This window comes from Aquabacterium sp. T101, from assembly GCF_057219775.1.
Window position 1 is genome coordinate 170,182 of sequence record NZ_JBXVVZ010000007.1, and the last position, 26,622, is coordinate 196,803.

Below are 26,622 nucleotides of genomic sequence, written 5' to 3' on the forward strand. Positions count from 1 at the left end.
AGGCTCAGGCGCCGGCGCTCACCGACTCGGCCCAGGTCGACGCGCCGGCGTTCCGGTCGGCAACAGGCGGCTGCTCGCCGTCCATCCAGCGCGCCGCGGCGGCGCCGATGGCCCAGCAGATCCACGCCGACCAGAGCGTGTGGCTCGGGAAGTGCGCGCCACGGGCGAGCTGGGCCCAGCCGAACACGGCGCCGGCCGACAGCACCGTCGCCAGCAGCAGCCAGGCCGCGCGCGGATGCGGGCCGCGCCACTGAAAGTACAGCGGCAGGAAGGCGAACGCTGCCACGGCGTGACCCGAGGGGAAGCAATGCCCCGGGCCACCGTCCAGCACCGTGAGCAGCCAGTGGGGCACGTAGGCCACGCTGCCGCCGAACAGGCTCAGGTCCCAGGGGCAGCTGGTTCCGCTCAGGCGTTTGAGCGCCGGCACCGCGATCAGGCAGGCCAGCACGACACCGACCCAGGCCAGGCGGCGGGCGCGGCCGCGGCGTCCGCCCCGCCACGCGGCCACGATGCACACCACGAGCGCAACACCGGCGAGCTGGCGCCCGCCGTCGTGCAGCAGGTCGCGCGTGAGCCAGGCCTCGCGCAGCGGGAAGCCCTGCGCGGTGCCGTACCAGCCGGCGACCACGAGGTCGAGCCCCGACGCCTCCCAGCACAGCAGCAGCGCCAGCAGGGCCAGCACCAGAGCCAGGTCCTTCGGCAGGGGTCGGACGGTCGGGTTCATGGTGCGGTCCGGGTCTGGCGGCAGCCGTGGGTCAGGTCGAGCGTGGCTTCGTGCAGCGCGGTGCGCGTGTCCAGCAGGCCCAGCAGGGTGTGGAAAAGATGGTCGTGCTGCACCGGCGCGCGGGCCTTGGCCAGCAGGCAGTCGGACGTGACGCCCGTGCTGCCGGCAAACCCCGCGCTGACCCACATCACCATCGGCACCTGCAGCTGCTCGCGCGGCGCGATGGCGTAGGGCACGCCGTGCAGGAACAGGTTCTTCTCGCCCAGCGACTCGCCGTGATCGGACACGAACAGCATCGCCGAGTCCACCTTGTCGGCCGACGCGTCGAGCGTGCGCACCAGCGTGGCCAGCACGTGGTCGGTGTAGAGCAGGGCGTTGTCGTAGGCGTTGACGATCTCCTCGCGCGTGCAGCGCGACAGGTCGTCGTTCTGGCAGACGGGTCGGAAGCGCTCGAACGCCGCCGGATAGCGCCGGTAGTACGACGGCCCGTGGTTGCCCAGCATGTGCAGCACCAGCAGCTGGGTCGAGCGGCCCTGCGCCAGCGCGTCCAGCCGCTCGTCCAGGCCGCGCAGCAGCCCTTCGTCCCAGCAGCGGTCGCCCTGGCACAGGCCAGGTGCCAGCGACGCGTTGACCGTGTCGCGCGACAGACCCTCGCACACGCCCTTGCAGCCGCTCTGGTTGTCGCGCCAGTGCACGGCGACGCCGGCACGCGCCACCACGTGCAGCAGCGACTCGCTGCCGCGGATGCGGGCCTCGTCGTAGCTGCGGCGGCCGACCGGCGCGAACATGCACGGCAGCGACACCTCGGTGCTGGTGCCGCAGGCGGTGACGTCGGCGAAATTGACCACCGGCAGCGTGGCCAGCTGCGGCGTCGTCTGCCGCATGTAGCCGGACAGGCCCCAGTTGGCGGCGCGCGCGGTCTCGCCGACCACCAGCACCACCAGGCGCGGCCGCGTCTGGGTGGCCCGCTGCGGCCCCGGCACGGCGTCCAGCCCCATCGGCTGGCGCGGGCGCGCCGCGCCGCGCGCATCGGCGGCCACCACGGTGCCGAGCGACCACACCGAGTTGGCCGGCGTGACCAGGTAGCGCACCTCCTTGTGGTTGCGCATCAGCGACGCCAGCGGCTGGTACTGCCACAGCAGCGCGCCCACCAGTGCAGCCAGCGAGCCCGCCAGCAACAGGGCGCGCGCGCGCAGGGTGCGGCTCCAGGGCCGCGGCTCGATCTGCGCCGACAGCAGCAGGGCGATCGGCAGCACGCCGTACAACAGCAGGTCGAGCGCGAGGCTCCAGCTCAGCAGCTCGCGCGTCTCGGCGACGTCGGTGTTGAGCGCGTTGCGCACCATCGACGGGTCGATCACCACGCCGTACATGTCCATGTAGTGCATGGCGAAGGCGCCCACCAGGGTCAGCAGCGCCAGCAGCGGCTTGATCAGCCGGCGCGCCGCCACCAGACCCAGCAGCAGCGCATGCAGCGCCACCACGCCCAGCACCAGCGCCAGGGCCAGCGACCAGGACGTCGGGTCCGAGCCGCTCTGGCCGCGCAGGGCGGCCGAGAAGAAGGGGCGGTTCAGCGCCACCGCCCAGAACAGGCTGGCGGCCAGCACCAGCTGCTCGACGCTCAGCGTGTAGCGAGGAAACGGCAGGAAGAGCGCGCGGCGGTCCGACATCGGACGCAGTGGGCGGGCGGCGGCTGAAGCGGGCCTGAAGCGGCGGCAGTGCGGCAGTGATACCGTTCGCGCCACTGCCATGCGCCTGCTGCTGATCGAAGACGACCCCACCCTCGGCGAGGGCCTGCGCGACTTCCTGCGCTCCGACGGCCACCGCGTCGACTGGTGCGCCCGGCTGGCCGATACCGAGGCCCTGCGCGGCGAGCCCTACGACGCCTGGCTGGTGGACTGGCAGCTGCCCGATGGCTCCGGGCTGGATTGGCTGGGCGCGCGCCGCGCCCGCGGCGACCGCACGCCGGCCCTGGTGCTCACCGCCCGCGACCGCCTGACCGACCGGGTGCATGGCCTGGACGCGGGTGCCGACGACTATCTGGTCAAGCCCTTCGCGCCGGAGGAGCTGGCCGCGCGGCTGCGCGCCGTCAGCCGGCGCCACGGGGCCGGCGCGGCGCAATCGCGCGCCGGCTTCGGGCCGGTGTCGGTGGACCTGGCGGCGCGCGCCGCCTTCGTCGACGGCCAGCGCGCCGACCTGACCGCGCGCGAGTGGGCGGTGCTGGAGGCGCTGGTGCTGCGCGCCGGCCGCATCGTGCCCAAGCCGGACCTGGAGAAGATCGTGCTCGGCTTCGAGAGCGAGCTGGCGAGCAATGCGCTGGAGGTGCATGTGTCGTCGCTGCGGCGCAAGCTCGGGCGCGAGCTGATCGAGACCGTGCGCGGCATGGGCTATCGCGTGGGCGGCACGCCGTGACGCTGCCGTCGATCCGGTCGCGCCTGGCCAACGCGCTGCTGCTGTGGGTGGCGGCCTGGGGCCTGGGCGTGGCGGTGGCGGTGGGCCTGGCGGCGCAGCACGAGGTGGACGAGTTGCTGGACGAGTCGCTGCAGGCGTCCGCGGTGGTGCTGTCGCGCGCCCTCGACCGGGTGGACCTGACGGCCATCGACACCAGCCCCTGGCCTGCCAGCGAGGAGGGCGAGTACGCATGGCAGCTGGTCAACGGCGGCGACCGGCTGCTCGCCCGCTCGACCAACGCGCCGGACAAGGCTTTCCAGCGCGTGCACACGCCGGGCTTCAGCAGCGTGGCCGGCTGGCGCGTGTTCGGCGTGGCCACCGGCACCGAGGGCCGCATGGTCTACGTGGCCCACACCGCGGCCGAGCGGCGCGAGGCGCGCGGCGAGGTGATCCAGAGCGCGGTGCTGGCGGCGTTGTCGATCGGCCTGATCGGGCAGGTGTGGCTGCGGCTGCGCGTGCGGCGCGAACTGCAGGTGCTGGACACCCTGAGCGGCCGGCTGGCCACGCACGACCCGCTGGCCGGCTCGCTCGGCCCCGCCGAGCGGGCCGAGCTGGCGCCGGTGCACCGGGCCCTCGACGACCTGGGCCAGCGCCTGGCGCGGCGCGTGGCGCACGAGCGCGCCTTCGCGTCGCATGCGGCGCACGCGCTGCGCACGCCGCTGGCCGGCATGGACGCCCAGCTCGCGGTGGCGCTGCGAGAGAGCCCGCAGGAGCTGCAGCCGCGGCTGCAGCGCGTGCGCGACGCCTCGGGCCGGCTGCAGCGGGTGGTGCGCTCGCTGCTCGACCTGTTCCGCGTCGGCGCCGAGGTGCATCGGGCGCCGGTCGAGCTCAAGGCGCTGATCGCCCACCTGCCGGTGGAAGGCCTGGAGGTGACGGTGCCCGACGCGGCGGTCGTCGACGTGGACGCCGATCTGGTGGCTGCCGCGCTGGCCAACCTGCTCGACAACGCACTGCGCTACGGCGCGCGCCACGTGCGCGTCGACGTGCCCCAGCCGGGGGTGGTGCGGCTGGACGACGACGGTCGCGGCTGCACGCCCGAGCGCCGGCAGGCGCTGCGCGACGCGCTCGCCGCGCAGGACTACGACGGCGGCACCGGCCTGGGCCTGATGCTGGCCGACCTGGTGGCCCGTGCGCACGGCGGCTCGGTCGCGCTGCCCGACGTGGCGCAGGGCTTCTCGGTGCTGCTGACGCTGGGGGGCGGCGCCCCCGCCGCTGCGCCGCCGGGCGCGCGCTAGCGGCGTCGCGTTACGCTCGGCGCATGAACACTGCACCGACCTCCGGACGCCGCGTGCTCGTCACCGGCGCCACCAGCGGCCTGGGCGAAGCCATCGCCCGCGCCTTCCTGCACAACGGCGACACCGTGCGCGTCACGGGCCTGAGCAGCGCCGAGGTGGACGCCGCGCGGGCGGCCGGCCTCGACGCCGCGGTGCTCGACGTGCGCGACGCCACCGCGGTGGCCGCGTTCGTGGGCGGGCTGGGGCGGCTGGACGTGCTGGTCAACTGCGCCGGCACCATCCGCCGCGGCGGCACCGAGCTCGACCCGGCCGTGTTCGACGAGGTGGTGGACGTGAACCTGTCCGGCACGATGCGCGTGTGCGCCGCGGCGCGGCCGCTGCTGGCCGCGGCCGCGGGCGGCGGCTGCATCGTCAACACGGCCTCGATGCTGAGCTTCTTCGGCGGCGGGCTCGTGCCCGGCTACAGCGCCAGCAAGGGCGGCGTGGCGCAGCTGACCAAGAGCCTGGCCATCGCCTGGGCGCCGCAGCGCATCCGCGTCAACGCGGTGGCGCCGGGCTGGATCGCCACGCCGCTGACGCAGCCGCTGCAGGACGACCCGGTGCGCTCGCAGGCCATCGTCGGCCGCACGCCGATGGGCCGCTGGGGCCTCCCGGAGGACGTCGCCGGCCCGGTGCTGTTCCTGGCCAGCCCGGCCGCGGCCTTCGTCACCGGCGCGGTGCTGCCGGTGGACGGTGGCTATCTCGTCAACTGAACCCGCGAAGGCCTTGCCATGAGCAATCCCCCGGTGATCGTCCAGCAGACCGGCATCCAGCCCGAACTGGCGCTGCAGGCGCTGCCCGACGACGAACGTGTCTGGGTGCCGCAGGCGCCGCAGGTGTGGTTCCGGCCGCTGCTGCTCAACACGGTGACGGGTAGCTGGTGCAACCTGCTGCGCGTTCGACGCGGCGGCGTGCTGTCGCGCCACATCCATCCGTCGTGGGTCACCGGCTACGTGATCAAGGGTGCCTGGCGCTATCTCGAGCACGACTGGGTCGCGCGCGAGGGCGCGTTCGTCTACGAGCCGCCGGGCGAAATCCACACCCTGGTGGTCGATGAGGCGGTGGGCGGCGGCGCCACCGAGATGATCACCTTCTTCAACATCCACGGCGCGATGGTCTACGTGGACGACGCCGGCCGCACCACCGGCTACGAGGACGTGTTCACCAAGATCGCGATGTGCCGCAGCCACTACCAGGCCGTGGGCCTGGGCGCGGACTACGTGGACCAGTTCGTGCGTTAGGTCGGGTCCGTCGCGGCGCCCGTCGGCCGGCCCAGGCGCTGCGTGACCTCGCGCACGAGGGCGTCGGCCACCGCCTGCTTCGGATGCACCACGCTCGACGCGCCGGCCCCCGCGAGCAGCGCGGCTTCTTCGGCATTCGGTGCACGCACGACGATCGGGATGCCGGGGTTGAGCGTGCGGGCGGTCTCGATCATCGGCTGGATGTCGGTGCTCTCGGCCACCGCCACCACCAGCATGCCGGCTTCCGCGATGTGGGCCTGCACCAGCACCACGGGCTCGCGCGCGTCGCCCGACACCGCCGGAACGCCGTGCTCGCGCAGCGACTCGACGCGGGAGCGGTTCTGCTCGACGACGACGAAGGGGGTGCCGGCCTCGGTCATCGCCGCGGCCACCTGGCGCCCGACCGCGCCGTAGCCCACCAGCACGACCTGGCGCGCGAGGTACTTGCGGTCGGTGCTGGTCGGCAGCTCGGCCAGCGGGTCGTCGCGCGCCTCGAACCGCCGCGTCATCGCCGACTTGGCGAGGATCCACTGGCGCGCCGGCTCGACGAGCGAGAACAGCAGTGGGTTGAGGGCGATGGACAGCAGCGCTCCGGCGACGATCAGGCTCTGGGCCTCGACCGGCAGCACGCCCAGGCTGAGACCCAGGCCGGCGAGGATGAACGAGAACTCTCCGATCTGGGCCAGGCTGGCCGACACCGTGAGCGCGGTGTTCAGCGGGTAGCGCAGCGCCAGCACCAGGGCCGCGGCGGCCAGCGACTTGCCGATCATGACGATGGCCGCCACGGCCAGCACCTGCAGCGGGCGCTCGACCAGCACGCGGGGGTCGAACAGCATGCCCACCGAGACGAAGAACAGCACCGCGAAGGCGTCGCGGAAGGGCAGCGACTCCTCGGCGGCCCGGTGCGCGAACTCGCTCTCGCGCAGCACCAGGCCGGCGAAGAACGCACCCAGGGCCACGGACACGCCGAACAGCGCCGCCGCGCCGTAGGCGATGCTCACGGCGGCGGCCATCACGCAGAGCGTGAACAGCTCGCGCGAGCCGGTCTTGGAGATCTGCCACAGTACCCAGGGCAGCACCCTGCGTCCCCCGATCAGCATCAGGGCGACGAAGGCTCCGACGGCCAGCAGCGTCTGCATCAGCGTGACCCACAGGTCCTGCGGTCGGCCACCCCCCGCACTGGCCAGCTCGACGAGGGGCGGCAGGAGCACGAGCACCAGCACCATCGCCAGGTCCTCGACCACCAGCCAGCCCACCGCGATCCGGCCGTTCGTGGACTCGAGCAGGCCCCGGGATTCGAGCGCGCGCAGCAGCACCACCGTGCTGGCCACCGACAGCGAGATGCCGAAGACCAGCGCGCCCGCGGGTGACCAGCCCCAGGCCAGCGCCAACCCGCCGCCCATCGCCGTGGCCACCGCCATCTGGACCACGGCGCCGGGGACCGCGATCCTGCGCACGGCCAGCAGGTCACCGACGGAGAAGTGCAGGCCGACGCCGAACATCAGCAGCATCACGCCGATCTCGGCCAACTGGGTGGCCAGCGGCACGTCGGCGACGAAGCCGGGCGTGTGCGGGCCGATCAGGACCCCGGCGAGCAGGTAGCCCACCAGCGCCGGCAGCCGCAGCCGGCTGGCGATGAAGCCGAAGACCAGTGCCAGGCCGAGGGCCACGGCCAGGGTCACGATCAGGGGCATCGGCGCGTGCATCGATCCGGCCCTACAACGGGCTGGCGCCCTGCATCGGGTGCGCCGTCCGGCCCGGGAGCCGCCCGCCCGCCCGCACGCGCGGCCCGGTCACGCCGCAGCGGCGGGGATCCCACGGGGAAAGGTCATGCGGACGCGTCGGCATCGGCCGATTTTCTCCGGACACCCCGGAATCAGGGGATGTCCGCATTCGCCTGCGGGATTGTCCAGTCCTTGACCGCGGCGCGACCATGGGCCATGGACACAGGGAGAAGCCGATGACCCCAGACACCCCGATGCCCGGCGCGCCCTTGGACAAGCCGGTGTCGCTGCAGGAGCGGGCGCGTCAGCTGCAGGCGCTGAACGATCAGCTGCGCGAGCTGAACGCCCAACTCGAGTACCTGAGGCTGATCCTCAAGCTGGGCGTGCGCTGAGTTCGATGACGGCATGGCGCGGGCAGGTACCCGCGCCGGCCGCGAGAGGAGACGACGGATGCCGGTCGAGACGCCGCAACGGTCGAGGAGTGCCGAGTGGGCCGGTCGCGGCGTCGCGATCGCTGTGGGCCTGCTGGTCGCCCTGGCGCTGGCCGAAGGCGGCCTGCGTCTGCTGGTGCCTGACGGCGCCTTCGCGCCGCCGAGTCAGGACGCGTTCTGGCTGAGGCGGATGCAATTGCATCCCGGTGCAGGGCTGGCGGCCGACGACCTGGTGGCCGACCCGCAACTGGGCTGGCGCATGAAGCCGGCCTATGCCGCGCCTGGCGTGCACCACGGCCCGCAGGGCTTCCGGGACACCGGCCGGCGCGAGACAGACGTGGCGCTGCGCATCCTCGCCATCGGCGATTCGTTCGCCTACGGGCTGGGGGTGCGCGACGACGAGACCTTCGAGGCCCTGCTGGAGGCGAACCCCGGCGTGGAAGTCGTCAATGCCGGCGTCAACGGCTATGGCACGGACCAGGCGGTGCTGATGTGGGAGCTGCATGGACGCCGCCTCGCCCCGAAGGCGGTGGTGCTCACCTATTACGTCGACGATTTCTTCCGCAATGGGCTGGCCGTGCGCGAGGGCCCGAAGCCGCGGTTCGTGCATGAACCGGTGTCCGGCCGGTTCGAGCTGCTGGACCCGCAGGAGTCGCTGCGCCGGGCTCTCGAAGCCCAGGCGGCCTCGGCGTCGCGTCTGCGACTGGCCCAGCTGGCCGGCCTGGCCTGGGACCGCCTGAGCCATCGGCTGGGACATGTGGACGAGGAGTCCCTGCGCGCCCTGGCCCGCACCCACCGCTACCTGCTGCAGCGGCTGCAGCGCTCGGTGACCGAGTCCGGCGCTCGGCTGCTGGTGGTGTTCATCGGCCACGTGCACGGCGGTGCGCCCGAACACCGCTGGGCGGAGGCCGAGGTGATGGCTTCGTGCCGCGACCTGGGCATCGACTGCCTGAACATGGTGCAGGAGATGGCCGGTCCGAACTGGCGCGACCACTACCTGCCCAACGCCCATTGGTCGGCGCAGGGCCATCGCGTCGCCGCTTCGGCCATGGCGCGCAGCCTGTCGGCCCGCGGCGAACCCGAGTTCGCCGCGCTGGCGCCGCCGCCCACGGCGTCGGCGCGCTGACGCGGCTACGGCCTAACCCCCCGGCGCGAACGGCTTGCCCAGCGACGCGGGCATGTTGGCGCGGATCCATGCCGCGTTGCTCGAGATCAGCACCAGCACGACGATGGTGGCGAGGTAGGGCAGCATCACGAGGAACTGGCTCGGCACCTGCACGCCCTGGCCCTGCAGGTGGAACTGCAGCATCGTCACGCCGCCGAACAGGTAGGCGCCGAGCAGCACGCGCACCGGGCGCCACGTGGCGAAGGTGGTCAGCGCCAGCGCGATCCAGCCGCGCCCGGCCACCATGCCTTCCACCCACAGCGGCGTGTACACGGTGGACAGGTAGGCACCCGCCACGCCGCACAGCGCGCCACCGGCCACCACCGCGCCCAGCCGGATCAGCCGCACCGGGTAGCCCAGCGCATGCGCCGATTCCGGCGACTCGCCGATGGCACGCAGCACCAGGCCGCTGCGGCTGCGCTGCAGCCACCACATCAGGAACACCGTGAGCGCGATGGCCACCCACACCATCGGGTGCTGCTTGAACAGCGCCGGCCCGAAGAAGGGGATCTCCGACAGCACCGGGATGTCGAACTGCGCGCGCTCGGACAGGCGCTCGCGCGTGTAGGGCTGGCCGATGAAGGCCGAGAAGCCCACGCCGAACAGGCTGAGCGCCAGGCCGGTGGCGTACTGGTTGGTGTTGAGCCAGATGACGAGCAGGCCGAACACCGCGGCCAGCAGCGCGCCGGCCAGCGCGCCGGCGCCGAAGGCCGCGAGGTCGCTGCCGGTGTGCACCGCGGCGGCATAGCCGACCACGGCGGCCACGAGCATCATGCCCTCGGCGCCCAGGTTGACAACGCCGGCGCGCTCGTTGACGAGCAGGCCGAGCGCGGCGATGGCCAGCACGGTGCCCGCGTTCAGCGTGGCGGCGATGAGCAGGGCGATCTCGTTCATGCCGTGGCTCCCGTGGCCTTGGTGGCCGCTGCGGCGCGCTTCCAGCGCACGCGGTAGTGGATCAGCGTGTCCGACGCCAGCAGCGAGAACAGCAGCAGGCCCTGGAACACGCCGGTGATGGACTTGGGCAGCTGCATGCGCGACTGCGCCAGCTCGCCGCCGATGTAGAACATGCTCATCAGCACCGCCGAGAACACGATGCCCAGCGGATTGAGCCGGCCGACGAAGGCGACGATGATGGCCGCGAAGCCGTAGCCCACCGGCACGTAGGGCGTGAGCTGGCCCAGCGGCCCGGTGGCTTCGAGCGCGCCGGCCAGCCCGGCCAGGCCGCCGGACGCCAGCAGCGCGGTCCACAGCGCGGTGCGCGACGAGAAGCCGGCGTAGCGCGCCGCGGCCCCGGCCTGCCCGCCCACCAGGGCCTGGAAGCCGCGGAACAGGCGGAACAGGAACACCGACATGCCGACCACGGCCAGCAGCGCGATCACCAGGCCGAGGTTGACGCGCAGCCCGTCGAACAGCCGCGGCACCTGCGTCGGCTTGGCGAAGGTCACGGTCTGCGGGAAGTTGTAGCCCGCCGGGTCCTTCCAGGGGCCGTACACCAGATACGACAGCACCATCTCGGCCACGTACACCAGCATCAGGCTGACGAGAATCTCGTTGGCGTTGAAGCGGTCGCGCAGCAAGGCGGTGATGGCCGCCCACAGCATGCCGCCGACGATGCCGGCCGCGAGGATCGCCACCACGATCGCACGCGGCGAGTCGGGCGTGGCGTGCATCGCGATGCCGCCGGCGAACACCGCGCCGAGGATGTACTGGCCCTCGGCGCCGATGTTCCACACGTTGGCGCGGAAGCACAGCGACAGGCCGAGCGCGATCAGGATCAGCGGCGTGGCCTTGATGCCGATCTCGCTCCAGGCGTAGCCGCTCTTGATCGGCTCCCAGAAGAACATGCGCAGGCCCATCAGCGGGTCCTTGCCGAGCAGCACGAAAAGCGCCACGCCCACCAGCACGGTGACCGCCAGCGCGATCAGCGGCGAGGCCAGCACGAAGGCGCGCGACGGCGCCGGACGGGTCTCAAGCCGCAGCATGGTCGGCCTCCTTGGGGGTGTCGGCAGCAGCGCCCGAGGGTGGGTCGAACAGCCCGGCCATCCACTGGCCGATCTGTTCCACGGTGGCGTCGCGCGTGGCGATCGACGGCGACAGGCGGCCGCGCGCGATCACCACCAGCCGGTCGGACAGCTCGAACAGCTCGTCCAGTTCCTCGCTGACCACCAGCACGGCGCAGCCGGCGTCGCGCAGCGCAAGCAGCTCGCCGCGGATCTGCGCTGCCGCGCCCACGTCCACGCCCCAGGTGGGCTGCGCCACCACCAGCACGCGCGGCTTCGCGTCGATCTCGCGCCCGACGATGAACTTCTGCAGGTTGCCGCCGGACAGGCTCTTGGCGTGCGCGTCGGGGCCGCCAGCCTTGACCTTGAAGCGCTCGATCAGGCGCGCCGCCAGCGTGCGCGTGGCGCCGACGTCGATCCACCCCAGCCGGCCGACGGTCTCGCGCCGCGTGAGCAGGGTGTTGGACGCCAGCGAAGCCATCGGCACCGCGCCGCGGCCCAGGCGTTCCTCGGGCACGAAGTACAGGCCCTGCACGCGGCGCCGGTGCGGGCTGGCGCGCGCGATGTCGGTGCCGAACAGCGACAGCGTGCCGGCCGCCGCGCGGCGGTCCTCGCCCGACAGCGCGGCCAGCAGTTCCTGTTGGCCGTTGCCCGACACGCCGGCCACGCCGAGCACCTCGCCGGCGCGCAGCTGCAGGCAGATGTCCTGCAGCGGCACGCCGTAGGCGCTGTCCGGCGGCAGGCTGAGGTGGCGCACTTCCAGCGCCACGTCGCCGACGGTGGCCTCGCGGTGCACCAGCTGCGGCGGCTCGGCACCGATCATCAGGCGCGACAGCGACGCGTTGCTCTCCTGCCGCGGGTCCACCACGCCGGTGACGCGGCCGCCGCGCATCACGGTGCAGGCGTGGCACAGCTCGCGGATCTCGTCGAGCTTGTGGCTGATGTAGAGGATGGAGCAGCCCTCGGCGGCCAACTGGCGCAGCGTGAGGAACAGCGTCTGCACCGCCTGCGGCGTGAGCACCGAGGTGGGTTCGTCCAGGATGAGGATCTTCGGGTTGGCCAGCAGCGCGCGGACGATCTCCACGCGCTGGCGCTCGCCCACCGACAGGCTGTGCACCGGGCGCGTCGGGTCCACCGGCAGGCCGTACTCGCCGGCCTTGGCCACGATGCGTTCGGTGACCTGCGCCAGCGACTCGCCGCTGTCCAGGCCGAGCCAGACGTTTTCCGCCGCGGTGAGGGTGTCGAACAGGCTGAAATGCTGGAACACCATCGCGATGCCGTGCGCCTTGGCCTCGTGCGGGTTGCGGATCGTCACCGGCTGCCCGTCGATGGCGATCGTGCCGCTGTCGGGCTGCACGGCCCCGAACACGATCTTCATCAGCGTGCTCTTGCCGGCGCCGTTCTCGCCGAGGATGGCGTGGATCTCGCCCGGCTGCACCGTCAGGCTCACGTCGTCGTTGGCCTTCACGGCGGGGTACTGCTTGCTGATGTGCTGGAGCTCGAGTCTCGGGGGCGCATTCATGCGGCGGTCTCCGTCGTGGTGCGGTGTCGTTCGGTGCCGGCCACCCAGGTGGCCACCAGGTTGCGTTCGTCGGCCAGGGTCATCCAGGCGAACACGCGTTCATGCAAGCTCCGGGCCGCGGCGTCGCGCACCGCGGCCACCGGTCCGGCGGCCCAGCGCCACAGCGCCAGGTCGGCCACGCAGCCGGTGTCGAAGGAGCCGATCTCGTGCGCCAGCCCCAGCGCCTGCGCCGCGCCGCGGGTGGCGGTGTGCAGGGCCTTCCAGGCCGGCAGGCGCTGGTGCTGCATCGCCTGCACCTTGTAGGCGTCGGCCATCGTGCGCAGCATCGACAGGCTGGTGCCGCCGCCCACGTCGCTGGCCAGCGTGACGGGCACGCCGGCGTCTTCCAGCGTGCGCCAGGGCATCAGGCCCGAGCCGAGGAAGAGGTTGCTGCTCGGGCTGTGGGCGATCTGCGCGCGCTCGCGCGCCAGCAGCGCCCGGTCGGCGGCGTCGAGCCAGATGCCGTGCGCCAGCACCGAGCGCACGCCCACGAGGCCGTGCTGCGCATACACGTCGAGGTAGCTGCGTGCGCTGGGAAACAGCTGCGCCACCCAGTCCAGTTCGGCGCGGTTCTCGGCCACGTGGGTCTGCAGGTACAGGCCCGGATGGCGCGCGAGCAGGCGGCCGGTCATCGCCAGCTGGGCATCGGTGGACGTGGGCGCGAAGCGCACGGTGGCGGCATAGGCGAGCCGGCCGCGGCCGTGCCAGCGGGCAATCAGCGCCTCGCTGTCGCGTTCGCTCGCATCCACCGCCACCGTCAGGTCGGGCGGCGCATGGCGGTCCATCAGGCACTGGCCGGCGATGACGCGCATGCCGCGCTGCTGCGCAGCGGCGAACAGGGCGTCGGCCGAGCCCGCATGCACGGTCGGGAACACCACCGCCGACGTGGTGCCATGGGCCAGCAGCGCGTTGAGGAAGGTGGCCGCGCCGGCCGCGCACACCGCCGGGTCGGCCCAGCGCCGCTCGGCGGGGAAGGTGTAGGTGTTGAGCCAGTCCAGCAGCTCGGTGCCGTAGCTGGCGATGACCTCGAGCTGCGGCAGGTGCACATGCGTGTCGACGAAGCCGGGCGTCAGCAGCCGGCCGCTGCAGTCGATGCGTTGCCACGACGCGTCGGGCGCGTCGGCCTGCACGCCGGCGACGCGGCCCTGGGCGTCCACCAGCAGCCAGTGGTCGGGCCGGAAGCGCACGCCGGGGGCGTCGTCGGCCGCGCTCCAGCCGGGGTCGGCCGCGAAGTCGAGCAGGTCGGCGCGCAGCGCGAACGGGCGCAAGCCGGTCGTGGCTGTCACGTCGCGGCCCCCCCGGTGCGGCGCGCCGCGCGTGCGGGCAGGGCCTGCGACGCGAGCGAGCGTGCCACGTCGCGCACCTGGTCGCGCAGCCACCGTGCCGCGGCACTGGCGTGGGTCACGTCGTGCCAGAGCTGGTAGTAGGTGAGCGGCGGGAAGGCGATCGGGCAGCGCACGATGCGCACCGGCAGCGCGTCGACATAGCGGTTGCAGAACAGGCGTCCGGTGGTCAGCACCAGATGCGTGCGGGCCAGCATCAGCGGGATCAGCCCGAAGTGGGGGCTGCGCACCGCGATGCGGCGTGCATGGCCCAGGCCGGCCAGGTGCTCGTCGATCACGCCGCGCACGCCGGGCGCAAAGAAGCTCGGCGCCACGTGCTCGGCGGCGAGGTAGCGCGCTTCGGTCCAGCCGCGCGGGTTGCGCACGGCGGGGTGGTCCTCGCCCACCAGGCAGACGATCTCGTCGGTGAACAGGCGGCCCAGGTGCAGTTCGCCCGGCGGTTCGAGCCAGTTGCCGACCACGAGGTCCACTTCGCCGCGGGCCAGGCTGCGGCGGTAGTCGAAGTCGGACGACAGCGCATGCAGGTCGACCCGCACGCCGGGGGCCTGCTGGCCGATGCGCGCCACCAGCTCGGGCAGGAACAGCGGGTCGAGGTAGTCGCTGGCGGCGATGGTGAAGGTGTGCTCGCTGGTCGCCGGGTCGAACGGGCGGCCGCCGCGGCGTTGGCCGAACAGCACGGCGGCCTCGCGCAGCAGGTTGGCCGCCGGTTCCACCAGCGCCAGCGCGGTGCTGGTGGGCGCCATGCCGGTGCCCGAGCGCACCAGCAAGGGGTCGCCCGTCAGCGCGCGCAGCCGCTTGAGCTGGGCGCTGACGGCCGGCTGGCTGCTGGCAAGCTTGAGCGCGGCGCGCGAGACGCTGCCTTCGGTGACCACGGTGTGCAGGACCTTCACGAGATGGAGGTCGATCTTGCTGAATGGCGCCCGCTCGGACATACGCTCCCCCGCATATCTGGCATCAGGGGCATCGTATGCCGACGACAGCGTCCGGGCGTATGGTTCGGGTATGTCCCAGGGCCCGACCGACACCCCGTCCCCCGACCCCCGGCTCGCTGGCTGCGTCGAGCGCCCGGTGCGCTTCGTCCACCGCGGGCGCATCGTCGAGGTCGATGCTGCCGACACCACGCGCACCGTGCTCGACTGGCTGCGCGAGGACGTGCGCTGCACCGGCACCAAGGAAGGCTGCGCCGAGGGCGACTGCGGCGCCTGCACCGTGCTGGTGGGCGAGCGTCGCGGCGACGGCGTGGCCTGGCGCAACGTCAATGCCTGCATCCAGTTCCTGCCGATGCTCGACGGCAAGGCGCTGCTCACGGTGGAAGACCTCAAGCCCGCCTGCGGCGGCGCGCCGCACCCGGCGCAGCAGGCGCTGGTGGACAGCCATGGCTCGCAGTGCGGCTTCTGCACCCCGGGCTTCGTGATGTCGATGGTGCAGGTGTACGAGCGCGACACCGCGCGCGGCGCCGTGCCCTCGAGGCAGCAGCTGGCCGACGACCTGGCCGGCAACCTGTGCCGCTGCACCGGCTATCGCCCCATCCTCGACGCGGCCGAGCGCATGTTCGAGCTGCCGGCCTGCAAGCTGGAAACGGCGCCGGTGGCCGCCGCACTGGCCACGTTGGCGGCCGACCCGCCGCTGGCCTTCACCGACGCACAGGGCGCGCGCGCCTTCGTGCCGCATACCGTGGACCAGCTCGCCGCGCTGCGCGAGGCCTGGCCCGATGCGCGGCTGCTGGGCGGCGCCACCGACATCGGCCTGTGGGTCAACAAGCAGCACAAGGCCCTGCCGGTGCTGCTGGCCACCGCCGGCGTGGCTGCGATGCGGCGCGTGGAGACGGCCGCCGACGGCACGCTGGTCATCGGTGCGGCCGCGTCGCTGGAAGACGCCTGGGCGGCGCTGGCCGCGCGCCACCCCGAGCTGGACGAGATGTGGCGCCGCTTCGCGTCGCCGCCGGTGCGCCACGCCGGCACGCTGGGCGGCAACCTCGCCAACGGCTCGCCCATCGGCGACGGCGCCCCGGTGCTGATGGCGCTGGACGCGACCCTGGTGCTGCGCCGCGGTGCCACCGAGCGCCGCGTGCGCCTGGACGCCTTCTACCTGGACTACATGAAGAACGCGCTGCAACCCGGCGAGTTCGTGCGCGCTGTCGAGGTGCCACCACCGGCGCACACCCGGCTGCGCGCCTACAAGCTGAGCAAGCGCTACGACAGCGACATCTCGGGCCTGGCGGCGGGCCTGGCGATCGCGCTCGACGGCACCACGGTGCGCGATGCGCGCTTTGCCTTCGGCGGCATGGCCGCCGTGGTGAAGCGGGCCGCGTCGGCCGAGGCGGCGGTGCGTGGCCAGCCCTGGAACGAGGCCACGGCCGAAGCCGCCGCGGCCGCGCTGGCGCTGGACTTCGCGCCGATCAGCGACCTGCGCGCCAGCGCCGACTACCGCCGCCGCGCGGCCGCCAACCTGCTGCGGCGCTTCTGGCTCGAGACCCGCACCGACGCGCCGCTGGCCGCCGCGCAGGTGAACGTGTTCGCGAGGCCCACCGCATGAACCGGCGCGACGACACCCTGGCCGCCGCGGCCGCGCCCCAGGTGGGCGTGGACCGTGCCCACGAGTCCGCGCACCTGCACGTGGCCGGCGAGGCCACCTACACCGACGACATCCGCGAACTGCAGGGCACGCTGCACTGCGCGCTCGGCCTGTCGCCGGTGGCACACGGGCGGCTCGTGGCCGTGGACGTGGCGCGCCTGCGCGCCGAGCCCGGCGTGGTGGCGGTGCTGACGGCCGACGACATCCCCGGCACCAACGACTGCGCGCCGATCGTCAAGGGCGACGACCCGATCCTGGCGCACGGCACGCTGCACTACCTGGGCCAGCCGGTGTTCGCCGTGGTGGCCGAGGACCGTCGCGTGGCGCGCCGCGTGGCCGCGCGCGCGAAGGAGTTCCTGACCATCGAGCCGCTGCCTGCGCTGCTGACCGCGCGCGAGGCGCATGCCGCGCAACGCTACGTGGTGCCGCCGATGCACCTGGCGCGCGGCGACGCGGCGGCGGCGCTGGCCGCCGCGCCGCACCGGCTGCGCGACAGCCTGAGCGTGGGCGGGCAGGAGCAGTTCTACCTGGAAGGGCAGATCAGCTACGCCGTGCCGCTGGAAGACGACACGCTGCTGCTGCACTGTTCCACCCAGCACCCGACCGAGATGCAGCACCTGGTGGCGCATGCGCTCGGCCGCGACGCCAACCAGGTGCAGGTGCAGTGCCGGCGCATGGGCGGCGGCTTCGGCGGCAAGGAATCGCAGAGCGCGCTGCCGGCCTGCGTGGCCTCGGTGCTGGCCGCGCGCCTGCGCCGCCCGGTCAAGCTGCGCCTGGACCGCGACGACGACTTCATGGTCACCGGCCGGCGCCACGGCTTCGAGTTCGACTTCGACGTCGGCTACGACGACGCCGGCCGCGTGCTCGGCGCACGGATCGACCTGATCGCCAACGCCGGCTTCTCGGCCGACCTGAGCCCGCCGGTGATGACGCGGGCGATGTGCCACTTCGACAACGCCTACTGGCTGCCCGCGGTGTCGATGCACGGCTACTGCGCGCGCACCAACACGCAGAGCAACACCGCCTTCCGCGGCTTCGGCGGGCCGCAGGGCGCGATCGCCATCGAGTTCATCCTCGACAGCATCGCGCGCAGGCTGGGCCTGGACCCTCTCGACGTGCGGCGTGCCAACTACTACGGAGTGGGCCAGCGCGATGTGACGCCCTACCAGCAGCGGGTGGAAGACAACATCCTCGAGCCGCTGACCGAGCAGCTGGTGCGCACCAGCCGCTACCGCGAGCGGCGCGCCGAGATCGCGGCCTGGAACGCGGCCAGCCCGGTGCTCAAGCGCGGCATCGCGTTCACGCCGGTCAAGTTCGGCATCTCGTTCAACGTGAACCACTTCAACCAGGCCGGTGCGCTGGTGCACGTTTACACCGACGGCTCGGTGCTGGTGAACCACGGCGGCACCGAGATGGGCCAGGGCGTCAACACCAAGGTGGCGCAGGTGGTGGCGCACGAGCTGCGCATCCCGCTGCAGCGCGTGCGCTGCACCGCCACCGACACGGCCAAGGTCGCCAACACCAGCGCCACCGCTGCATCCACCGGGGCCGACCTCAACGGCAAGGCGGCGCAGGACGCGGCGCGCAGGATCCGCGCGCGGCTGGACGCCTTCGCCGCCACGGCGGGGCTGGCCGAGGCGCCGTTCGACCAGCTCGTGGCCGCCGCCTACACCGCACGCGTGCAGCTGTGGAGCGACGGCTTCTACGCCACGCCCGGCCTGAGCTGGGACCGCGCCACGATGACCGGCAAGCCCTTCTTCTACTTCGCCTACGGTGCGGCGGTCAGCGAGGTAGTCGTGGACACGCTGACCGGCGAGCACCGCCTGCTGGCGGCCGACATCCTGCACGACGTGGGCACGAGCCTGAACCCGGCGCTGGACATCGGCCAGGTCGAGGGCGCCTACATCCAGGGCTACGGCTGGCTCGCGATGGAAGAGCTGGTGTGGCACCCGAAGACCGGCGCGCTGCTCACGCACGCGCCCAGCACCTACAAGATCCCCACCGCCAACGACATCCCGTCGGCGCGCTTCCACACTGCGCTGTTCGACGCGCCGAACCCGGCCGACACCATCCACCGCAGCAAGGCCGTGGGCGAGCCGCCGCTGCTGCTGCCGTTCTCGGCGCTGCTGGCGATCCGCGACGCGGTGTCGTCGGTGGGAGGGCACCGGGTGGACCCGAAGCTGCGCGCGCCGGCCACGCCGGAGGCGGTGCTGGACGCGGTGGAGAGCGTGCGCCGGTCGTGATGACGGCGCCGGGCCTGCCCCGCGTGGCCATCGCGCAGATCGCGATGCACTGGACCACGGACGACAACGCCCGGGCCATCGAGCAGGCGCTCGGGCTGGCGCACGGGCAGGGCGCCCGGCTGTGCGGCTTCTCCGAGCTGGCGGTCACCGGCTTTCATCGCCAGATCGGGCGCGAGGCGCGGCCCGAGGTCGTGGAGCCCGTGGTGCGGCGCCTGCGGCAGCGCGCGACCGACCTCGCGATGGGCATTGCCGTCGGAGCGCCCACCTTCGGTGCGGACGGTGCCCGCTACGACTCGCATCTGCTGATCGACGAAGCCGGCCGCGAGGCGGCGGTGGTGTCCAAGCGCGGGCTCACCGACCCCGAGGCGACCTTCTTCGCCCGGGGCACCGGTCGTCCGGTGGGCGTGCTGCAGGGCTTGCGGTGCTCGGCGGTGATCTGTCGCGAGGTGGAGGACCATGAACCGGTCCTGGCCGACCTGCCGCCGGGCGCCGTGGACCTGATCTTCGTGCCCGGCGCGCTGCGCCAGGACCCCGACAAGCCCCGCACGGACCCACCGCAGTACGTCCGCGACATCCAGCGTCTGGCGCTCGCCACGGGCGCCTTCGTCGTCCACACCAATTGGCCCAATGCGCTCAATCGGCCGGAGGAAGGTGTCGATGCCGGCGGCAGCGTGGTGGCCAGCCCGCAGGGCGAGGTGCTGTTGCGGCTGCCGATGCGGCAGTCCGGCGTCGGCGTGTTTCGGCTCGGCGAGCGCCGTTTCGACTGGTTCCCGATGTAGAGGCGTCTCTACGTTCCAGCCAACAGCTGTTCTGTTCCAGCTAGTCGGCGTTTGGTTCCTGCGGCAGAAGTGTTCCCCTTGGCGCGCCAAAGATCGGCCGCGAAACCGGCACCTGCCGGAGGGGGCGCCGATGAATCTTCCATTGCTCACGCGTACCGCCGACGTGCGGAGCCTGCTGTTCCAGGAGGAGGTGCGCCACTTCCTGCAAGGCTCGGCGTTGCGGCTGGCGCTGCCGCCGTGGGTGGCGCTGACGGCGGGGGTGATGGTCGGCGTGGGCGAGGTGGCACCTGGCCTCGTCGCGCTGCTGCTGCTGCTCGGCGCGGCCTACGCGCTGGACCGTTATCTGCTGGCCACGCGGCTGCGCCGCGCGGTGCCGGGCGGTTTCACTCGGGGGCAGGTGCGCGGGTGGCGGCGCCAGCTCGGGCGCCATCTGGCGCTGCAGGGGGCGCTGTGGGGCACGGTGGCCCTGCTGACCCTGCCGCGGCTGTCGGAGCCGCTGGTGCTGCTGTTCCTGTGCGTGATGATCACGGTGCTGGGTGTGGTGTGTTCGCTGCTGCCGGCACCGGCCCACGGGCTGAGGCTGATGTGCGTGCTGGCGGTGGGCGCGGGTGTCGGCGCCACCGTGCTGGTGGACCTGGGCGCCAGCCTGCAGCGCGGCATCCTGGTGTGCTGCCTTCTCGGCCTGTGCGCACAGGAGCTGATCATCCAGCGCAACGTGCGCGCCATCCGCGCCAATCTGCGCGACGTGTGCCGGCGCGAGCTGCTGCGCAAGCGGCTTCTGGCCAGCAACGCGCAGCTGGCCGAGTCGATCCGCTCGAAGACGCTGCTGCTGGCCACCGCCAGTCACGACCTGCGCCAGCCGGTGCATGCACTGTCGCTGCTGGCGGACCGCCTGGGGTCGGACGCCGACTCGCAGGCCGCCCGGCACCGCTTCAGCACCATCCGCTCCACGGCCGACTACCTGCAGGAGCTGCTCAACAAGCTGATGGACTACTCGCGCATCGAGCTGGGCAAGCAGCCGGTGACGCTGGCCGACGTGGAGATCGGCACCCTGGTGGCCGAGACGCTGTCGTCGGTGCGCGAGGTGGCCGCGCGCAAGGGCCTGTACCTGCGCGCACCGGCCGCGGCTGCGAGCCGCCATCTCGTGCGCACGGACCCGGCCCTGCTGCGGCGCGTGCTGCACAACGTGCTCGACAACGCCGTCAAGTTCACCCACAGCGGCGGCATCGAGTGCCGCGTTGAGATCGCCGGCGGCCAGGCCAGCGTCGCGGTCACGGACACCGGCCCGGGCATTCCCGCCGACGTGATCGACGCCGCGGGCGGCCCCTACATCCGGCGGTCGGACGACTCCCTCGGCGGGCTCGGCCTCGGCCTGGGCGTCGTGCGGGGCCTGTGCCAGCTGATGGGCTGCAACCTGGGCATCGAGTCCAAGCCCGGTGGCGGCACGCGCATCGTGCTGTCCATGCCGCACGTGCGCAGCGAGGCCGTGGCCGTGCCGGCGGCCGAGGCGCCAATGGCCAGCGTGGCCGGCGTGCGCGTGCTGCTGGTCGACAACCACGCCGTCATCCTGCAGGAGATGGAGCGCCTGCTCGGCGAGATGGGCCTGGTGGTGCGCGGCTTCGACTCGTTCGACGCCGCGCTCGCGGCGGGTGCGCGGGAGCGCTTCGACCTCGTCATCAGCGACCTGCACCTGGGCGCCGAGCACAACGGCCTGGACCTGGTGCGCCGCATCCGACAGGGCCTCGGACATCGCGACGTGCCGGCCCTGCTGGTCACCGGCGACATCGGCTTCGGCGTGCCGGACGACGACGCACAGACGCGCATCGTGGTGCTGTACAAACCGGTGCGCCCGAACAAGCTGCGGCGCACGGTGCAGATGCTGGCCGGCCGGGTGCCAGCTCCCGAAGCGCTGGCGCTGGCGTAGCTACCGCTTCGTCGCCACCCGCGGCTTGACGTCCAGGCCGCAGGCGTGCGCCGTGAGCCTGGAGTGCAACGGGTCGGCGGGCCGGAAGTACCCGCTCAACCATCATCCCCGACGCAGGTCAAGCCCCAGGGTATCCCGCCGGGCTAATCGTTAGCGATCATCAGTCCGCCGCCGCCGGCCAAGAAAATCCGGGCCTTTCGACAACGATCAGGAGGGAGCATGGGTTGGAGATCGGTGGTATCCACGGTGGTGCTGGCCGTTGCGTTGGGGGGCTGCGCCACGCCGCCGCAGGCGCCCGTGCCGCTGGGCAAGGACTTCTACACGGGACGGACCGACCGCATCGGCGTCGTGATGGCCGAGTTGCCTGCCCCGGACACTGCGTTTCCCGGGGCCGACTGCCTGTTGTGTCTTGGGGTGGCCTCCTTGGCCAACAGTTCACTGACGACGGTGGTGAAGGCCTGGCCGGTCGACGACCTCAAGGCGCTTCCGGACGAACTGGCCGCCCTGCTGCGGGCGCGGCAGCAGAAGGTCGTCATGGCCCCCACACCGATCAAGCTGTCCGAACTGCCGGATCGCAAGCCTGAGGCCGGATTCGCCCGCAAGGACTTCTCCGCGCTCAAGGCCCGCCTCGACGTGGACCGCCTGCTCGTGGTCAACGTGGTCGCCCTCGGTGCCTGGCGCAACTACGCGTCGTACGTGCCCACCGGCGCGCCGAGAGCGGTGGTCAAGGGCGAGGCCTTCATCGTCAACCTGGCCGACCACAAGTACGACTGGTACGAGGTCCTCGACTTGTCGGCGCTGGCCGAGGGTGCATGGGACGAGCCCCCAAAGTTCCCCGGCATGACGAACGCCTACTTCCAGACCGTCGAGATGACCAGGGATCGCGTCAGGAAGGCCATCGCCCCGTGAGGCCGCACGGCGCCCTGCGGACCGCCGCCTGCATTGCAGTGTGGCTGTGCTGCATGCAGGCAGCGGCCGCCCAGGTGAGCGTGGTGCCCACCGGAGGCAATGGCTTCAAGTGGCAGGGCATACCCGCCGGAGAATCGGCCGGCAACCTGGGCGCCGGTCTGCTCTATCCGGCGCCCAACGCCGCGGGTCTGCTGGTGGCCGTCCTCACCCACATGGCGCTGGTCAAGGGCGGGCAGGCCGCGGAGAGAAGCGCGCGGCAGGAGGTGGCCGACAAGGCCCTCGATCCCCTGCGCCCGCACCTGGCGGGACTGCAGCCGCTGGAGGTACTGCAAGGCGCCGTGGCGAAGTCGCGGCCGCGTTCGGCCGTTCAGGTGGTGCCAAGCGCGGCGGACGTGACGACCGGGCTCGTGGTGGAAGTCGATCCAACCTTTTTTGTCACTCAGGACCAAGGCCACATCGTGCTCGACGGTCTGGTCAGCCTCTATCCGGCCGGTCGTCTGAAGGAGGAGGGAACCACCCAGTTGGTTCGGGTCGTGTCACCCATGCTCGACACCCAGGGGACAACGCTGGCAGGGGTGGACGACCCGGGTCCGGCACTGCGGCGCCAGGTCGAGTCCCTGCTGGCGCACAGCCTGGACGTTGCGCTGCTGGAGCGTGACGGGCTCGCGCTCGTCGACGAACCGCCGCGCACGCACCGGTACTCGTTCGCTGGCGGCGAGAAGATGGAGCGGGGCCAGGCTGTGGCCCGGGGCTGCGCTCGCGTGGTGATCCGCACGCTGCGCAACTGGCTGATGTCCGTGCCGGTGCCGCGCACCGAAGGCGCGCCGTCATGCCCCGATCCCTACGCCCTGCAGGCGCGGCCGTGACGGCCCGCGCCGCTACCGCTTCGTCGCCACCAGCGGCTTGACGTCCAGGCCGCAGGCCTGCGCCGTCAGCCGCGGCCGGGCCGGGTCGGCCGACGCCAGCGGCGCGGTCTCCACCAGCGACGCATGGCAGCGGCCCACGAGGTGCTGATAGACGAGCGTGCCGTCGTGCTTCCAGGCCATCTCGGCCTCGGTCAGCTCGCGCACCACCTTGCCAGGCACGCCGGCCACCAGCGTGCGCGGGGGGATCTTCATGCCGGCGCGCACGAAGGCGCTGGCCGCCACGATGGCGTACTCGCCCACCTCGGCCTCGTCCATCACCACCGCGTTCATGCCGATCAGCACGCCTCGACGCACGACGCAGCCGTGCAGCACGGCGCCGTGGCCGATGTGGCCGTCCACCTCCACCACGGTGTCGCTGCCGGGAAACCCGTGCAGCGTGCAGTTGTCCTGCACGTTGCTGCCGGCCTGCAGCACGAGACGGCCGAAGTCGCCGCGCAGGCTGGCGCACGGGCCGACATACACGCCGGGGCCCACCCACACGTCGCCGATCAGCACCGCCTGCGGATGCACGTGGGCCGTGGGGTCGACCACCGGCACGAGGCCGTCGATGGCGTAGCAGGTCATGGGGTGCTGGGTCCGGGGTATGAGGCGCCGCATCGTAGGAGCGGCATTGCGACCGGTCAACGCCGTCGATCGCAGCCGCTTGGTCCGCCGGGGCCATCCATGGGGTCGGTGCCGGCACCGAAAGCGGGGCAGGCAGTTGATGCCGCCCGGGGCCCGCGACCGCGGCTCCGCACACCCGAAGGACATCGCCATGACACTGAACCTCAAGCTTTTCCGCACGCCCATCACCGCCATCGGCGCGGGCATGCTGCTGCTGGCCGCCAGCGTGGTCGGCCTCGCGCTGGCCGACGCCCAGGTGGGCCGCGCCATCCAGGCGCGCTACGACAGCTACCTGCTCGCCGACGAACTGCGGCAGAGCTCGGACGACCTCACCCGCCTGGCCCGCACCTATGTCGCCACCGGCGACCCCAAGTGGGAGCAGCAGTACTTCGAGGTGCTGGACATCCGCAACGGCAAGCGCCCGCGGCCGGCCCACTACGAGCGCATCTACTGGGACTTCCGTGCCGCCGACGCCACGCCGCCCGGCGGCGACGGCGAGACCCTGTCGCTCAGCGATCGCATGCGCCGCGCCGGCTTCACCGAGCAGGAGTTCGCCAAGCTCAAGCAGGCGCAGGACAACTCCAACGACCTCGTCACCACCGAGACGGTCGCGATGAACATGGTCAAAGGCCTGTACGACGACGGACAGGGCCGGTTCACGCGCCAGGCGCCGCCCGACCGCGCCCGCGCGCTGCAGATGATGAACGACGCCGACTACCACCGCTTCAAGGCCCGGATCATGGGGCCCGTCAATGAGTTCATGGTGCTGCTCGACGAGCGCACGCAGACGGCGGTGCTGGCGGCCCAGGCGCGCCAGGCGCGCTGGGCCTGGGCCGTGGCGGCGCTCACGCTGCTGGTGACGCTGTGCTCGGGCTGGGCGCTGCGCCAGTGGTGGTGGATCAACCGCCGCCTGGGCGGCGCGCCGGACGACGTGGTGCAGCTGGTGCGCCGCCTCGGCGACGGTGACCTGAGCCCGTGCGCCACGCCGCCGGGCTGCGCCCCGGACAGCGTGCTGGCGCGGCTGCTGGAACTGCGCCAGCGCCTGGCCGGCATCATCGACAGCGTGCGCGGCAATGCCGAGAGCGTGGCCACCGCCAGCCGCGAGATCGCGCAGGGCAATCTGGACCTGTCGGCCCGCACCGAGCAGCAGGCCAGCGCGCTGGAGCAGACCTCGGCCACGATGGGCCAGCTCGGCAGCGCGGCCGGCGACAGCGCGCAGCACGCCGAGAAGGCGCGCGACCTGGCCCGCCACGCCAGCACCGTGGTCGAGGAGGGCGGCGCGGCGATGAACCAGGTGGTGCAGACGATGAAGGGCATCGACGCGTCGTCCAAGCAGATCTCCGACATCGTCTCGGTGATCGACGGCATCGCTTTCCAGACCAACATCCTGGCGCTCAACGCTGCGGTGGAAGCGGCGCGCGCCGGCGAACAGGGGCGCGGCTTCGCGGTCGTGGCCTCCGAGGTGCGCAGCCTGGCGCAGCGCTCGGCGGCGTCGGCGCGCGAGATCAAGGCATTGATCGCCGCCAATGTGTCGCGTGTGGAAGGCGGGGCGCAGCTGGTGGACGAGGCCGGCCGCAAGATGGAGCAGATCGTGCTGTCGATCCGCCGCGTCAACGAGATCGTGGCGCAGATCCAGCAGGCCAGCGCCGAGCAGAGCGTGAGCGTGCAGCAGGTCGGCCGCATCGTCGGCGAACTCGACCGCGGCACCCAGCAGAACGCGGCCCTGGTGGAGCAGAGCGCTGCCGCCGCCGAGGCGCTCAAGCGGCAGGCGGCCGGGCTGGTGGACGCGGTGGCGGTGTTCCGCGTCGCGCAGCCGGCTTAGGCGGGCGCGCGCTGGACGCCCCGGGTTTGTCCCGGGGCGTCGCCTTTCCGGTCGCCGGGCGCCTGCCCTTATGATCGACCGACCGGTCGGTCAATGAATGGAAGGCGCATGACCTCGAAGCCCGATCTCCCCGCCGCAGCCCCGGCATCCGTGCTGACGGCCACGCACGGTGCCGTGCGCGTGATCACGCTCAACCGCCCGGCGCAGCTCAACAGCTTCAACGCCGAGATGCACGGCCGCCTGCGCGCCGCGCTCGACGAGGCGGCCGACGACGGCGCCGTGCGCGCGGTGGTGCTCACGGGCGCCGGCCGCGGCTTCTGCGCCGGGCAGGACCTGAACGATCCCGGCCTCGGCATGGTCGGGGGCGTGCCCGACGTCGGCGGCGTGGTGGAAACGCTCTACAAGCCGCTGGCGCTGCGCGTGCGGTCGATGCCGGTGCCGGTGGTCGCTGCGGTCAACGGCGTGGCCGCGGGTGCGGGCGCCAATTTCGCGCTGGGCTGCGACCTCGTGGTGGCGGCGCGGTCGGCCAGCTTCATCCAGGCGTTCTCGAAGATCGGCCTCGTGCCCGACTGCGGCGGCACCTGGCTGCTGCCGCGCCTGGTGGGCCGGGCGCGCGCGATCGGCCTCGCGATGACGGGCGACAAGCTGCCGGCCGAGGAGGCCGCGCGCATCGGCCTGATCTGGCAGTGCGTGGAGGACTCGGCGCTGATGGACGCCGCGCTCGCACTGGCCACCCGACTGGCCGCGATGCCCACGCGGGCGCTCGCCGAGACGCGCCACGCCATCGACGACGCGATGGCGCTGGACTATGCCGCAGCGCTGTCGGCCGAGGCGCGCCGGCAAGGCGAGCTGGGCCGTGCCGCCGACGCCCGCGAGGGCATCGCCGCCTTCGTCGAGAAGCGCGCGCCGAAGTTCACCGACCGTTGACGGG

23 protein-coding genes are annotated in these 26,622 nt (G+C 72.6%); 14 read left to right on the plus strand and 9 right to left on the minus strand.

Annotated features, from left to right (window positions below):
* Nucleotides 1-4 precede the first annotated feature (4 nt).
* Entirely contained in the window at nt 5-724 is a 720-nt protein-coding gene (locus AC2EAQ_RS16350) for a phosphatase PAP2 family protein (RefSeq protein WP_484645413.1), read from the minus strand.
* Nucleotides 721-2,391 carry a phosphoethanolamine transferase gene (locus AC2EAQ_RS16355; RefSeq protein WP_484645414.1) on the minus strand — a complete coding sequence of 557 codons (1,671 nt, stop codon included), beginning with the start codon at nt 2,389-2,391 and terminating at the stop codon, nt 721-723. The genes AC2EAQ_RS16350 and AC2EAQ_RS16355 overlap by 4 nt, the downstream gene beginning before the upstream one ends.
* Nucleotides 2,392-2,470: 79 nt before the next feature.
* Between AC2EAQ_RS16355 and AC2EAQ_RS16360 the strand changes: the two genes are divergently transcribed.
* The 4 genes from AC2EAQ_RS16360 to AC2EAQ_RS16375 are packed head-to-tail and all read left to right on the plus strand — an operon-like array spanning nt 2,471 to nt 5,687.
* On the plus strand, nt 2,471-3,133 hold the full coding sequence (locus tag AC2EAQ_RS16360; protein ID WP_484645415.1) for a response regulator transcription factor: 663 nt from the start codon (nt 2,471-2,473) through the stop codon (nt 3,131-3,133).
* A complete protein-coding gene (locus tag AC2EAQ_RS16365; RefSeq protein WP_484645416.1) occupies nt 3,130-4,407 on the plus strand; it encodes a sensor histidine kinase in 1,278 nt (425 codons plus the stop codon). The genes AC2EAQ_RS16360 and AC2EAQ_RS16365 overlap by 4 nt, the downstream gene beginning before the upstream one ends.
* Before the next feature lie 23 nt (nt 4,408-4,430).
* Nucleotides 4,431-5,159: an SDR family NAD(P)-dependent oxidoreductase gene (locus AC2EAQ_RS16370; RefSeq protein WP_484645417.1), complete on the plus strand. Its 729-nt coding sequence runs from the start codon at nt 4,431-4,433 to the stop codon at nt 5,157-5,159.
* 18 nt (nt 5,160-5,177) lie between these two features.
* Nucleotides 5,178-5,687, plus strand: coding sequence for a 2,4'-dihydroxyacetophenone dioxygenase family protein (locus AC2EAQ_RS16375; RefSeq protein WP_484645418.1), 510 nt, complete (start codon nt 5,178-5,180; stop codon nt 5,685-5,687).
* Here AC2EAQ_RS16375 and AC2EAQ_RS16380 read toward each other — a convergent pair.
* Nucleotides 5,684-7,393, minus strand: a complete 1,710-nt coding sequence (locus AC2EAQ_RS16380; RefSeq protein WP_484645419.1) for a cation:proton antiporter domain-containing protein — start codon at nt 7,391-7,393, stop codon at nt 5,684-5,686. The two genes, AC2EAQ_RS16375 and AC2EAQ_RS16380, sit on opposite strands and share 4 nt — an antisense overlap.
* 254 nt (nt 7,394-7,647) lie before the next feature.
* On the opposite strand from AC2EAQ_RS16380, the gene AC2EAQ_RS16385 reads away from it, so the two are divergent.
* Together AC2EAQ_RS16385 and AC2EAQ_RS16390 are read left to right on the plus strand one after the other, a co-directional pair.
* Nucleotides 7,648-7,803: a hypothetical protein gene (locus tag AC2EAQ_RS16385; protein ID WP_484645420.1), complete on the plus strand. Its 156-nt coding sequence runs from the start codon at nt 7,648-7,650 to the stop codon at nt 7,801-7,803.
* 58 nt (nt 7,804-7,861) lie between these two features.
* The gene (locus tag AC2EAQ_RS16390) at nt 7,862-8,968 is read left to right on the plus strand and encodes an SGNH/GDSL hydrolase family protein (RefSeq protein ID WP_484645421.1); all 1,107 of its coding nucleotides are present in this window, start codon (nt 7,862-7,864) and stop codon (nt 8,966-8,968) included.
* A 12-nt stretch (nt 8,969-8,980) separates the two neighbouring features.
* Here AC2EAQ_RS16390 and AC2EAQ_RS16395 read toward each other — a convergent pair whose 3' ends face one another.
* The 5 genes from AC2EAQ_RS16395 to AC2EAQ_RS16415 are packed head-to-tail and all read right to left on the minus strand — an operon-like array spanning nt 8,981 to nt 14,843.
* Complete coding sequence (locus AC2EAQ_RS16395) at nt 8,981-9,901, minus strand: ABC transporter permease (protein WP_484645422.1); 921 nt, start codon at nt 9,899-9,901, stop codon at nt 8,981-8,983.
* Nucleotides 9,898-10,989 carry an ABC transporter permease gene (locus AC2EAQ_RS16400; protein ID WP_484645423.1) on the minus strand — a complete coding sequence of 364 codons (1,092 nt, stop codon included), beginning with the start codon at nt 10,987-10,989 and terminating at the stop codon, nt 9,898-9,900. The genes AC2EAQ_RS16395 and AC2EAQ_RS16400 overlap by 4 nt, the downstream gene beginning before the upstream one ends.
* Nucleotides 10,976-12,529: an ABC transporter ATP-binding protein gene (locus AC2EAQ_RS16405; protein WP_484645424.1), complete on the minus strand. Its 1,554-nt coding sequence runs from the start codon at nt 12,527-12,529 to the stop codon at nt 10,976-10,978. Before AC2EAQ_RS16405 ends, AC2EAQ_RS16400 begins: the two co-directional genes overlap by 14 nt.
* Nucleotides 12,526-13,854 carry a guanine deaminase gene (gene guaD / locus AC2EAQ_RS16410; protein WP_484645425.1) on the minus strand — a complete coding sequence of 443 codons (1,329 nt, stop codon included), beginning with the start codon at nt 13,852-13,854 and terminating at the stop codon, nt 12,526-12,528. The genes AC2EAQ_RS16405 and guaD overlap by 4 nt, the downstream gene beginning before the upstream one ends.
* The gene (locus tag AC2EAQ_RS16415; RefSeq protein WP_484645427.1) at nt 13,851-14,843 is read right to left on the minus strand and encodes a LysR family transcriptional regulator; all 993 of its coding nucleotides are present in this window, start codon (nt 14,841-14,843) and stop codon (nt 13,851-13,853) included. Before AC2EAQ_RS16415 ends, guaD begins: the two co-directional genes overlap by 4 nt.
* Before the next feature lie 70 nt (nt 14,844-14,913).
* Here AC2EAQ_RS16415 and xdhA point away from each other — a divergent pair, with 70 nt between their 5' ends.
* The 6 genes from xdhA (at nt 14,914) to AC2EAQ_RS16445 (ending at nt 23,206) form a co-directional block, all read left to right on the plus strand.
* Nucleotides 14,914-16,446, plus strand: a complete 1,533-nt coding sequence (gene xdhA / locus AC2EAQ_RS16420) for a xanthine dehydrogenase small subunit (protein WP_484645428.1) — start codon at nt 14,914-14,916, stop codon at nt 16,444-16,446.
* On the plus strand, nt 16,443-18,728 hold the full coding sequence (gene xdhB / locus AC2EAQ_RS16425) for a xanthine dehydrogenase molybdopterin binding subunit (RefSeq protein ID WP_484645429.1): 2,286 nt from the start codon (nt 16,443-16,445) through the stop codon (nt 18,726-18,728). Before xdhA ends, xdhB begins: the two co-directional genes overlap by 4 nt.
* On the plus strand, nt 18,728-19,507 hold the full coding sequence (locus AC2EAQ_RS16430) for a carbon-nitrogen hydrolase family protein (protein ID WP_484645481.1): 780 nt from the start codon (nt 18,728-18,730) through the stop codon (nt 19,505-19,507). The genes xdhB and AC2EAQ_RS16430 overlap by 1 nt, the downstream gene beginning before the upstream one ends.
* Before the next feature lie 130 nt (nt 19,508-19,637).
* Nucleotides 19,638-21,431 carry an ATP-binding response regulator gene (locus AC2EAQ_RS16435; RefSeq protein WP_484645431.1) on the plus strand — a complete coding sequence of 598 codons (1,794 nt, stop codon included), beginning with the start codon at nt 19,638-19,640 and terminating at the stop codon, nt 21,429-21,431.
* A gap of 234 nt (nt 21,432-21,665) precedes the next feature.
* Complete coding sequence (locus AC2EAQ_RS16440; RefSeq protein WP_484645433.1) at nt 21,666-22,340, plus strand: hypothetical protein; 675 nt, start codon at nt 21,666-21,668, stop codon at nt 22,338-22,340.
* Between the two features lie 53 nt (nt 22,341-22,393).
* Nucleotides 22,394-23,206, plus strand: coding sequence for a hypothetical protein (locus AC2EAQ_RS16445; protein ID WP_484645438.1), 813 nt, complete (start codon nt 22,394-22,396; stop codon nt 23,204-23,206).
* Nucleotides 23,207-23,218: 12 nt separating this feature from the next.
* Here AC2EAQ_RS16445 and AC2EAQ_RS16450 read toward each other — a convergent pair whose 3' ends face one another.
* Nucleotides 23,219-23,830, minus strand: a complete 612-nt coding sequence (locus AC2EAQ_RS16450) for a phenylacetic acid degradation protein PaaY (RefSeq protein WP_484645439.1) — start codon at nt 23,828-23,830, stop codon at nt 23,219-23,221.
* A 190-nt stretch (nt 23,831-24,020) separates the two neighbouring features.
* On the opposite strand from AC2EAQ_RS16450, the gene AC2EAQ_RS16455 reads away from it, so the two are divergent.
* Nucleotides 24,021-25,691: a methyl-accepting chemotaxis protein gene (locus AC2EAQ_RS16455; RefSeq protein WP_484645440.1), complete on the plus strand. Its 1,671-nt coding sequence runs from the start codon at nt 24,021-24,023 to the stop codon at nt 25,689-25,691.
* A 108-nt stretch (nt 25,692-25,799) separates the two neighbouring features.
* Nucleotides 25,800-26,618 (plus strand): enoyl-CoA hydratase-related protein, encoded by an 819-nt coding sequence (locus tag AC2EAQ_RS16460; protein WP_484645441.1) that lies wholly within the window; start codon nt 25,800-25,802, stop codon nt 26,616-26,618.
* The last annotated feature ends 4 nt before the right edge of the window (nt 26,619-26,622 follow it).